Annotated in this window: 1 protein-coding gene and 1 pseudogene; both read left to right on the plus strand. The window is 67.0% G+C overall.

From position 1 onward, the window contains the following. A pseudogene (locus tag EN935_RS37495) lies at positions 1 to 270 on the plus strand (hypothetical protein); the annotation flags it as partial. Positions 271 to 383: 113 nt separating this feature from the next. Then, positions 384 to 1039: tellurite resistance TerB family protein (locus EN935_RS37500; RefSeq protein WP_164771771.1), on the plus strand; the 656-nt coding region annotated here is incomplete at its 3' end.

Genomic DNA, 1039 nt, shown 5'->3' on the forward strand with positions numbered 1-1039 from the left:
GAACAGAGCCTCTGGCAAGGCGAGTGCTTCGTCTTCGACGAGCGGGTTTCCGTGTCGCACGGCCTCGCCGAAGGCGAGGCGGAACTCTGCCGCGCCTGCCGCCATCCGCTGACCGAAAGCGAGCGATCGTCGCCGAAATTTACCGCCGGTGTTTCGTGCCCGCATTGCTTCGATGCGCGTTCGGACGAGGACCGTCAGCGTTATGCCGAGCGCCAGCGGCAGGTCGAACTCGCCGCGGCACGGGGCAGGGGCCGGCATATCGGATCTTAGGTCCGAGGGTCGCGGCAAGGCGACGGTTTGTCATTGTAATGCTGGGGTACGGGACTTACCTCTGCGACGTTCGAAACCTGCCCGTTCGGCCGGGCAAATCCTGGAGGCATTGAATGTTCGATCCCAAGAAGCTTCTCGACGATCTGCTCGGTTCGCAAATCCCCGGCACCAGCGGCACGGTCCGCGACAAGGCGGGGCAGGCCGTGCAGATGGCCAAGGACAATCCGCTGGCCGCCGGCGCACTGGCCGCCGTGCTGCTCGGAACCGGCGCCGGCCGCGAGGTGACGGGCGCTGCGGTGAAGCTTGGTGGACTGGCCGCGATCGGCGGCCTCGCCTACAAGGCCTACCAGAACTACAAGGCCGGCAACGCACCTGCCGATGCGCCGGCGGCCGGCGAACCGGAATTGCTGCCGCCGCCCAAGGACACCGCCTTCCACCCGTCGCAGGCGCCACAGGGCGAGGACGAATTCACCCTGACCCTGGTGCGGGCGATGATCTCGGCGGCGAAAGCCGACGGCCATATCGACGATGACGAGCGCCAGAAGATCGCCGGCAAGCTCAGCGTGGCCGGCATAGGCCCCGATGCCGAAAAGTTCCTGATGGCGGAGCTGGCAAGTCCGCTCGAGCTCGACACGCTGGTGGCCGGCGCCAAGACCGATGCGCAGAAGCTCGAACTCTATACAGCGTCGCGCCTGACCATCGATCCCGACACACGCGCCGAGCGCGGCTATCTCGACCTCCTTGCCGGCCGGCTTGGCCTGCCGGACGC

Origin of the sequence: Mesorhizobium sp. M7D.F.Ca.US.004.03.1.1, from assembly GCF_003998635.1 — a bacterium.
Lineage (GTDB): Bacteria > Pseudomonadota > Alphaproteobacteria > Rhizobiales > Rhizobiaceae > Mesorhizobium > Mesorhizobium loti.